General features: G+C 37.4%; 8 protein-coding genes. All 8 read right to left on the bottom strand.

The features are described from left to right. Window positions 1-759, bottom strand: a 759-nt coding sequence (locus AT685_RS06545) for a trypsin-like peptidase domain-containing protein (RefSeq protein WP_200741667.1), incomplete at its 3' end; no start/stop codon positions are given. Window positions 760-763: 4 nt separating this feature from the next. Further along, window positions 764-1,396, bottom strand: coding sequence for a glycerol-3-phosphate acyltransferase (locus tag AT685_RS06540; RefSeq protein ID WP_072152022.1), 633 nt, complete (start codon window positions 1,394-1,396; stop codon window positions 764-766). 80 nt (window positions 1,397-1,476) lie between these two features. Beyond that, window positions 1,477-5,259 carry a FlgD immunoglobulin-like domain containing protein gene (locus AT685_RS06535; RefSeq protein ID WP_072152021.1) on the bottom strand — a complete coding sequence of 1,261 codons (3,783 nt, stop codon included), beginning with the start codon at window positions 5,257-5,259 and terminating at the stop codon, window positions 1,477-1,479. Window positions 5,260-5,539: 280 nt separating this feature from the next. Further along, complete coding sequence (locus tag AT685_RS08350; RefSeq protein ID WP_143713162.1) at window positions 5,540-6,373, bottom strand: carbon starvation CstA family protein; 834 nt, start codon at window positions 6,371-6,373, stop codon at window positions 5,540-5,542. Beyond that, a complete protein-coding gene (locus tag AT685_RS08345) occupies window positions 6,352-7,314 on the bottom strand; it encodes a carbon starvation CstA family protein (RefSeq protein WP_143713161.1) in 963 nt (320 codons plus the stop codon). The genes AT685_RS08350 and AT685_RS08345 overlap by 22 nt, the downstream gene beginning before the upstream one ends. A 17-nt stretch (window positions 7,315-7,331) precedes the next feature. Next, entirely contained in the window at window positions 7,332-7,685 is a 354-nt protein-coding gene (locus AT685_RS06525) for a YraN family protein (protein WP_072152020.1), read from the bottom strand. Then, window positions 7,672-8,358: a ribonuclease HII gene (locus AT685_RS06520; protein ID WP_072152019.1), complete on the bottom strand. Its 687-nt coding sequence runs from the start codon at window positions 8,356-8,358 to the stop codon at window positions 7,672-7,674. Before AT685_RS06520 ends, AT685_RS06525 begins: the two co-directional genes overlap by 14 nt. Continuing rightward, the gene (locus AT685_RS06515) at window positions 8,352-9,185 is read right to left on the bottom strand and encodes a geranylgeranylglycerol-phosphate geranylgeranyltransferase (protein WP_159420497.1); all 834 of its coding nucleotides are present in this window, start codon (window positions 9,183-9,185) and stop codon (window positions 8,352-8,354) included. The genes AT685_RS06520 and AT685_RS06515 overlap by 7 nt, the downstream gene beginning before the upstream one ends. Window positions 9,186-9,330: the final 145 nt, after the last annotated feature.

Below are 9,330 nucleotides of genomic sequence, written 5' to 3'. Positions count from 1 at the left end.
CCCACTGTTAATTGCTGCATCGGTTTGAATCATATCTTTATAAATCCTTCCCCCAACCGAGTGAAGGTTCATTTTAACTGCACTTATCACTCCAACCGTAACGGTCGGCTTATTCCCAAGTTCAAATAAACCAAATGGATTCCCCATCGCAATTGCCCATTCACCAATTATAACATCATCAGAATTTCCAAATACAAGATATGGCAATTTCTCCTTTACATCAATTTTCAAAACAGCGATATCAGATACAGGGTCTTTACCCACAAGCCTTGCCTTATATTTTTCTCCAGTTGAAAGAGTTACAACAATTTCTCTTGCATTCCCGATTACATGTTCATTTGTAACTATATAACCATCGGGCGAGATTATAAACCCTGAACCAAGACTTCTAACAGGGACACGATATTTGAACCTATCACCAAAGAAGTATCTGAAAAATGGATCGTCCTCAAAAAATCTAAAGAAAGGATCGGTGTATTCCTCAATTGCGGTCACATTTATACCAACGACAGCAGGACTTGCCTTCGCAACTGCTTTTGTAATTGCATTATGCCTCGCATCATAAACATTCTGCGTAACATCATAATGTGAAACTTCAAGATGATTTGACTCACTATAAACTTTTCCTTCAACTGAATGAGAATTATTATGATTTACGCTTGCAGTGAGCGAATTTATAGAATATCCAACGAGCACGCCTATCAACAAAACAGATAAAAAGCCAAAAAAGAGAAAACCTTTCCTCGCACCTTTAAACATCGTTTTACCGAAATTTATTTTTTAAAATTTTTCTCTCTCTGAAAAGTTGAACAAGTGGCTTAAAATGTTTGATGAAAATTAACAGCGAAATTAAAATTACAAAAAGGATAAAATTCTCATTGCTCGTATTTATACGGCTAAACGAATTAAAAAATCTAACAACTGGAGCGATAACCAAAGGGGTAAAAATAGTTGCCCATATATTTCCAGCGTGAACATTTTGAATTTTTGCATAAGCGATTAACCACAGAATACACCAAATAAAAATCAATGAAGGATTCACAGCCATAAAAACACCAACCGAAGTAGCAAGCCCACGCCCACCATAGAAACTTATCCAAACAGAAAAATTATGACCAAGAACAGATGAAGCACCTGAAATTAAAACCACAATTGAATCATTCGCAAACAAATCCTGACAAATTTTAACAGCGAAAAAACCCTTTAAAACATCAACAACTAAAACCACAATCCCAATTAAGGCTGAACCTGTAACCTCATACGCATTCAAAGCCCCAACATTTCCACTTCCTGCCCTGCGGATGTCAATCCTCTTAAATAACTTAACAAGTATAAAAGCAGTCGGGATTGACCCAAATAAATAGCCAAGCAAAAACGCAGTGAAGTATTTCAACATGATTAACTATTACAAATTTTACCTGCGTGAAATTACTATCTTCATTCAAAAGTTAATAAAACAAAAAAAGATAAACAAGATCACTTGATAAGCAAAATTTTTCTAACCCCCTTAAACTCCCTACCCCCATCAAGCGAAGTTGCAAACATAGTGATGAAATATACCCCTGAGCTCATCTGTATCCCAAAATCGTCTCTCCCATCCCAGCTGACAACTTTATGCCCTGGATCGACATTCCCATCAATCAAAGTTCTAACCCTTCTACCTAACACATCCCATATAATCAACCTCACGCTTGAATATTCAGGGAGATCAAACTTAACAACTGTCTCAGAATTAAATGGGTTTGGATAATTTGGATATAACTTATACTCAGATGGCAACTCATTCAAATTCGCGTTTGAAACCTCAAACATTGCGATCTTGCTTACATTACCAACGCTTGAAATTATAACTGGCTCTGCTTCAATTAATTGCTCTATTGTTAATCCTGGAATAAGAATTGTTAAAAGCACACTTTCGCCAGCTTTAAAATACTTTCCACCATCGGCGTAGATGAGAATAACCAGCTTATTAGATTGGTTTATTGTCCAAACAAAATTTAAACCAACCGCATCGGGCATTTTCCAGATATCATCTATTCTCTGCAAAATAGAAGTTTTAAGCTCAATTTGAATTCCCCGCAATCTTTCTTCATTATTAATAACCTTAATTCTCATCTTGGCTGACTTATCCCCTGGCTCAAAAATTTCAAATTTGACAAACACATTTGCCTGAGATTCACCTTTTCTCAAAATCATCAATTTTTCCCTGCCATGTTCTTCATCTATTTTAAAAGCTGGTTTGCCAACAATTGCGCTTATAACTCCCGGATAAGATGGCCATGCTCCACTGGTAACGGCATCCACCACCACTGCAAGATCCATTTGTGTAATTATATCATCCCCCTCGCCATTCGTTGGATCTCCATCTCCACCGCTTCCATAAACATCAGCACTTCTCCTATCTGCTTTATCTGGATTTGAACCATCATAATCATTTGGATTGGGTCCACCACCATAAAAATTCCTTGACCCCGTTACTGGATCATTTACTGGAACAGCAAGATAATTTTCTATTACAATGTCGGCAATAGATGTAATATCTGAAATATCAATATTCCCATCCCAGTTTATATCACCGTATTTTCTGCTTTGTGTGTAGCCAGACGGTATGAAATAAGGAACGCTGATCGGGAATTGTGTAAATGAAATAACTTCAAGCGTGGTGTATCCATCTGTAATTCCAAAAAATGAAGAAGTATGCGGCGGATTAACAAGACAAATCTCTGCCGGTGAAACATTTGCTAAATTTATGTAATAAGTTCCATCAACCAATGGGGCATCAAAGTTTAAAATCGCAACAAGATATGAGCCCTCGTAATCCCCATCATCAATAAGAAGTGATGAAAAAGTATTCCCAACTATTGTGACCCTCACACCATTTGGAATATTTACCTTATTCATTGTGAAACTTCCAGAAATTGATGGATGTAAAAAAACATTTGACGAATTGACACTGATACTTGAACTTGTAATTTCAAATGTAAAGCTATACACACCTTGCTCTGGTGGCGTCCTATCAAGCCATCTAAGGAGGACATAAACACTGTTTCCCGTTGAACCCGTCACAACAGAAATTGAACTTACTGCAAATCCAACCACAAGCTGTTGCTCCATAATATCAGGTATTGTCAAACTCGCAAGGAATTGATTGGGAAAATTCATAATCTGAGTAAATTGTCCACCTACATAAACACGCCCGGATTCAATTGACAAAAGCAAAGTATATACAATATCATTTGCATTCGGATTCCATGGGGTCGCGGTTCCAGTATTTTTATCAATTCCAGCAAGGCGATTTCTTGTAGAACCACCGATACTCGTAAACGCTCCTCCGCAATAGACTGTTGTACCTGTAATTGCAAGAGAATATACTGTATTATTTGCATTTGGATTCCAGGACAGTAACGCACCCGTGTTCGCATCCATGCTTGCAATATAATTTCTCGCTGTTCCGTTAATTGTTGTAAATTGACCCCCTACATAAACCACTGAACCCTGCACTAAAATTGACCATACAACATTATCTGCGCTCGGTGCCCAACTCAATAATTCACCTGTTGTAATATCAAATTTCGCAAGACGGTTCCTTGTAAGTCCATCAATCGTGGTAAATGCACCACCCACATAAAGGTGATTTCCATATACGAACAATGAATAAACTATGTCATTTGCAGATGGATTCCATGAGGTTAACTGCCCCGTAGCAATGCTAAATGAAGCAAGACGATTTCTCGTCCGATTAACCCCCTGAGTTATGCTTGTAAATGCACCGCCTACATAGAGAATTGAACCAGAAGAAGCAAAACATCTCACATCACCATTTGCAGATGGATTCCATGAGGTTAAACTTCCATCACTCAAATTAAACGAAGCCAATCTCGTTCTCGCTTGACCTGCCACATTTGTAAATTGTCCCCCTATGAAAAGATAACCTCCGGCAATATGCATAGCTAAAACTGTGTTATTCGTCCCCGGATTCCAACTCGTTAAATTCCCGGTTGATAAATCAATGCTTGCTAAATTACTTCTTGCCCTGGAATTGATGCCACCGAAATTTCCCCCGATATAAATTCTATCATTATAACCTCCCAATGTAAAAACAGTATTGTTAAACGCTGACGGATCCCATGAGGTTAAAACTGCAACTGAAGTTGAAAAATCAAATTTTGCAATTCTATTTCTCACCTGCCCTGATATTTGCGTAAAAGCACCACCGACATAAAGTTCCATGCTCATAGTATAAACTGAATATACAATAGCATTTGCGTTTGGATCCCATGGTTCTAATGGAATACCTGGCGTAGACAAATTAAAAGCGCACAAACGATTTCTCGCGATTCCTCCAATAGTTGTAAAAGCTCCCCCAACAAATAAAAAATCGCCATATGAAATACCGATAGCAAGTGAATAAACAGTGTTATTCGCTCCACCTGCCGGATACCATGTAACCGCACCTGTTGATATGCTAACCCCAGCAATACGATTCCTAACAATCCCAGCTATATTTGTAAACGTTCCACCGATAAATAAAGTACCAGTTGACGGATATATAGCCATTGTCATCACTGCTCCGTTTCCAACATTTGGGTTCCATGTAGTTGGATTCCCAGTTGTTACATCAAGTGCAGCAAGCCGGTTTCTTGTCACTCCCCCAATTGATGTAAAAGTGCCACCAACATAAACAACCCCTCCATAAGGTAAGATGGAATATACACTAGAATTAGCATTTGGGTTCCATAAGTCAACGCTTCCATTTGCCAAATTAATTCTTGCAATTCTATTCCTTGCAACCCCGTTTATATTCGTAAAATCCCCACCAACATAAAGATAATTCCCATCTACAGCAAGCGCTCTTACAATATTATTAGCTCCGTTAGGAAGGAAAGATAGATCAACTGAGCCATCAGGCAAAATATGAACAATATTTGTTCTTGCTACATTTCCAACTTGCGTAAAATTTCCTCCTATATACCATCCCCCGTTTCCATCGCTTATAACTGCGTATACTATTCCGGGATTTACGCCATTATAAACTCTGGGGAAATTAGGATATGCATCACCTGTAAACCTATCAACAATCGCTTCGCCCACCCTTGGTCTGTAAACTTGAGTAAAAATTCCACCAAAATACAATATATTCCCATCTTTTGCAGTAGCCCAAACAGTTCCATTAGTTACCCAGAAGTTCTCCTCTATAGTCTGCGCATCTAACTTAACAGAGAAAACAAAAAGCAGGATAAAAAATTTTAATCGCCTCATCTTTACAACACTTAATTCTTTGAATTTAACATGTCAAAAACCTTATCTAAATTCAACTAAATGGTTTTATACTCTCATTGCTCATCGCAAAGGACACAAACACCTGTGTCAATTTCAATTATCAATATTTTCTTAACGCTTCTCTCTTTGCTGTGACAACATCTTAATCGTCCTAACCACCTCATTACCTTCATCCCAAAAAATTATTAAAATTTTTCCCTTTGTCTTTAAATTACACAGGAAACTTCACATCGCCAAATTTCTCAACGCAATCATCCTACTACTTCACTGGTTCTGCGACCTTCTCCCTTTCCAATTCATGGCGAAGTTTGAAAAAGTATTTAAATGTCAAAAGTACAACTCCGATAGCTAAAAATAGCAAAAGGATATCGGTTATGGTTAATGTTAAGTTCTTTGATTCAATATATCTTTTCAGGAGGATAGAAAGCGAAGCTATTGTCGTCAAAATCATAAATCCAGCGGGAATAGCAGCAAAATATGCTTTAACAGACCTTTGAGCAAACCATGCAGTTACAGCAACCAGTGTGAGAGCTGCTAAAAGTTGGTTTGCCGAACCAAATATGGGCCAAATTTTCTGATAACCGTTAGTAAAAGCAAGCAACGCCGTGAGCGCTATACCTAAAATTGAATTGAAAACCCTTGAATTTAAAATTGCTGGTTTTTTAACAAATAAAACATTCCATAACTCCTCAAAGAAATATCTCATTAATCTAAAGAGGGTGTCAATTGTTGTTATCAAAAATCCCTCAAGCATTAAAATTCCAAATATAGTTCCATACGAGATAGGTATTCCAAGTCCTGTGTTAAGTGTTTTACCAACGCTTACAGCGAAAGCAAGCGGTGCATTCCCCTGTCTCAGGTGACCTCCCTGCATTGGCCACACAATCTCCTTATAATGCTCAAAATCAACCGCACCAAGTATCGCAAGTGCAACTGAAAGCCCAAGCAATGACTCAAGAAGCATCGCACCGTACCCAATAAGATGAGCGTGCTTTTCATTAGCAAGCTGTTTTGATGTTGTTCCAGTTGCAATCAAAGCATGAGCCCCTGAAACAGCCCCACACGCTATGGTCACAAATAAAAAAATGGCCATACCGTCCCAAGAGCTTCTATTGATTCGGAATTTATGTTAAAAGCTGGCATTTGAATTTTAACACCAGCAAAACCGCTCCCGATAATCCCCAAAACTAAACTGAAAAGACCAATGTATAGAAAATGAACATTTATAAAATCCCGAGGCTGTAAAATTATCCAAACAGGTATCCAAGAAGCAACAAAAGAATAAATCAAAATTACCACCATCCATAATTTAGGATCAAGCGTAACGGGATATCTAAAACCAATGATGACCGAAAATAAAGCTATAACTAAAGCGATGATGCTTGCAATATATGTTTTTATGTGTTTTTTGTATAACAAATAACCGATAAACGGAGCAAAGACCGTGATAATTATAACAGAGGTTGAGGCTATACCCCCTATCTTACCATAGACCTCACCATTTATAATCTCCGTTTTCAAAAGCGTTTGATCAGGAGGAAGCCCAAGCTTTGAAATTGGATAATAAGAGGTTAAAGCTATCGCCGTAAGTTGAAGGAAAGCAGCATTTACAAGCATAATAAGCAAAATTGCGAATGAAAGAAAAAAAGCAAAACCAGTATTCCCAAGCGTTTTCCTTGCTATGTGAGCAATTGAACGACCATTTTCCCTTACACTTACAAATAATGCCGAAAAATCATGAACCGCTCCAATGAAAATCACCCCAAGCAAAAGCCATAACCACACGGGAACAAAGCCATAAATCAAAGCAAGCGTTGGACCAACAATTGGTCCTGCTGCTGCAATTGAAGCATAATGATGCCCAAGAAGAACAAGAGGTTTGGTCGGCACATAATCAACCCCATCATTTATCCGAACCGCTGGTGTCGGAATTTCTGGATTCACACCCACTTTGTGAGCTACATATTTACCCCAGGTGAGAAAACCAAGCAATAAACCTATAACTGATAAAAACATCGCAAGGGCAAGATTCACTTTGCACCTCCACTTTTTTATTGAAATGCATTTTCAATATGATTTATTTGAGGCTTCCTATTTTTAAACATTATTCCAATAAAATCAAATCTACATTCAGAAAAATTTACATCGTGCGTTTCAAGAAAAGCGGATGCAATCTTTTTCAACTGTTTTCTTTTCTTAAGCGTAACAGAATCCTCTGGCATACCAAATTTATCTGAAAATTTTGTCCTAACTTCAACGAATACAAGAACTTCACCGTCCATCGCAATTATATCAATTTCACCATGCCCATATCTGAAATTCCTTTCCAAAATCTTATATCCTTTACCAGATAAAAACTTAACAGCAATCTCTTCGCCAAGTTTCCCTATATCATTTCTCCTCATCAAACAATCTTGATTGTTTTAACGCTTTTAAAAATTTTTGAATTGGCTTATAAGTTTTCCTGTGAATCTCTGTAACGCCAAATCTTTTTATCGCTGAAAGATGTTCCTCAGTAGGATAACCCTTATGCTTTGAGAAATTATAACCAGGGTAAATTTCATCGTAATGTTCCATGAAATTATCTCTCAAAACCTTCGCAATAATTGAGGCAGACGCAATTGAGATTGACTTCCTGTCACCTTTTATTATGTTTTTAATCACAACTTTTTTGCCATCATGGTTTAACATCCAGAAATTAACATCAAAAAAATTTCCATCAACAAGAACGACATCTGGTTTTACCTCAAGTTCAAGCAATGCTCTAATCATCGCAAGTTTCGTTGCCCCTCTTACATTAAATTTATCTATCTCATCGTTTGAGGCAACTCCAATTCCTATATCAATCGCATTCTCCGAGATCACCCCATAAAGTTCCCTCCTCAATTTTGGAGAAACTTTTTTTGAATCGTAAATCAACGAATTAAAATAACCTTTCGGTAGGATGACAGCACATGCAACCACAGGTCCAGCAAGAGGTCCACATCCCGCTTCATCAACCCCTGCTATAATTGAATAACCCTGCTCATAGAATTCATTCTCTATTCGCATCATTTCACCCTCAGATGTCTTCACCATCTCAAACTTCCAAAATAAATTGCGGATAAACCAATTAACATTTCAAATTTAAGAATATTGCTCAATCTGTTCAAATTATATTTGCTCCTATCCCTTATCAAGGAAAATATGACGAAAACCAAACCTGCATCAACAAGCAAAACAATGAGAGCATAAAAATGGTTATAAATTCCGGCAAGATAAGGAACTATAGTTACAAAGATCAAAACAACAAAAATGAAAACCGAAACCCAAACCGCCCGCTTAACCCCATAAACTATCGGAAATGTCCTTACCCCTGCCTTTAAATCTCCTTCAATATCCTCAATATCTTTAAGAACCTCACGCCCAAAATTTATCATAAAAGCAAAAATAAATGGGAACAAAGGCTCTTTAAAATTCCCGACCACGCTTCCTGCAAAGACAAATGCAAGCCCGGTCAAGAAAGCAACTGTAAAATTTCCAAGGAGTGGAATTCTCTTAAGTTTATAACTATAAAGAAAAATCACAAAAGCAGAGCAAATTGCAATTATAAACGCTATTTTATTTAAAAACGACGCAACAAATAAACCAAAGATCGTCAAAATAAAATAAACAAACAAAGCAAATTCCCTGCTTATCAATCCAGACGGAATTGGTCTACGTGGTTTATTTATTCCATCAATCTCAACATCAAAAAAATCATTTATCACATTCCCCCCAGCATCAATCAAAGCCCCAGCAATCCCTGCAACTAAAGCAAGTTTGAACAATTCAAAAGTTTCGCTCCCAAAAATCCAAACACTGACAAATATAGTTAAACCAGTGATCAAAACATTTGAAGGTCTTACTATCCTGACTATTCCCATAATTTTTTTAAAACTCACTTTCAATCCCAACATGTATTTTCCCTGTTTTAAAAGAGTCACCCCTTCCCAGAGCATAAATCAAATTCAACTTTCCAATCCCGTTTTTTAACTTTATCCCTATGCCATAGCCATATCTTATCGCTTC

The organism is Candidatus Kryptobacter tengchongensis (assembly GCF_001458555.1).
Lineage (GTDB): Bacteria > Bacteroidota > Ignavibacteria > Kryptoniales > Kryptoniaceae > Kryptonium > Kryptonium tengchongense.
The sequence above is the reverse complement of the archived record's forward strand: the minus strand, read 5'-3'. Positions and strand labels throughout refer to the sequence as shown.

Bases quoted from the DNA above. Each gene is read 5' to 3' on its own strand.
- AT685_RS06540 (WP_072152022.1), bottom strand. From the start codon at position 1,396: ATGTTGAAATACTTCACTGCGTTTTTGCTTGGCTATTTATTTGGGTCA.
- AT685_RS06535 (WP_072152021.1), bottom strand. From the start codon at position 5,259: ATGAGGCGATTAAAATTTTTTATCCTGCTTTTTGTTTTCTCTGTTAAG.
- AT685_RS08350 (WP_143713162.1), bottom strand. From the start codon at position 6,373: ATGGCCATTTTTTTATTTGTGACCATAGCGTGTGGGGCTGTTTCAGGG.
- AT685_RS06525 (WP_072152020.1), bottom strand. From the start codon at position 7,685: ATGAGGAGAAATGATATAGGGAAACTTGGCGAAGAGATTGCTGTTAAG.
- AT685_RS06520 (WP_072152019.1), bottom strand. From the start codon at position 8,358: ATGGTGAAGACATCTGAGGGTGAAATGATGCGAATAGAGAATGAATTC.
- AT685_RS06515 (WP_159420497.1), bottom strand. From the start codon at position 9,185: ATGGGAATAGTCAGGATAGTAAGACCTTCAAATGTTTTGATCACTGGT.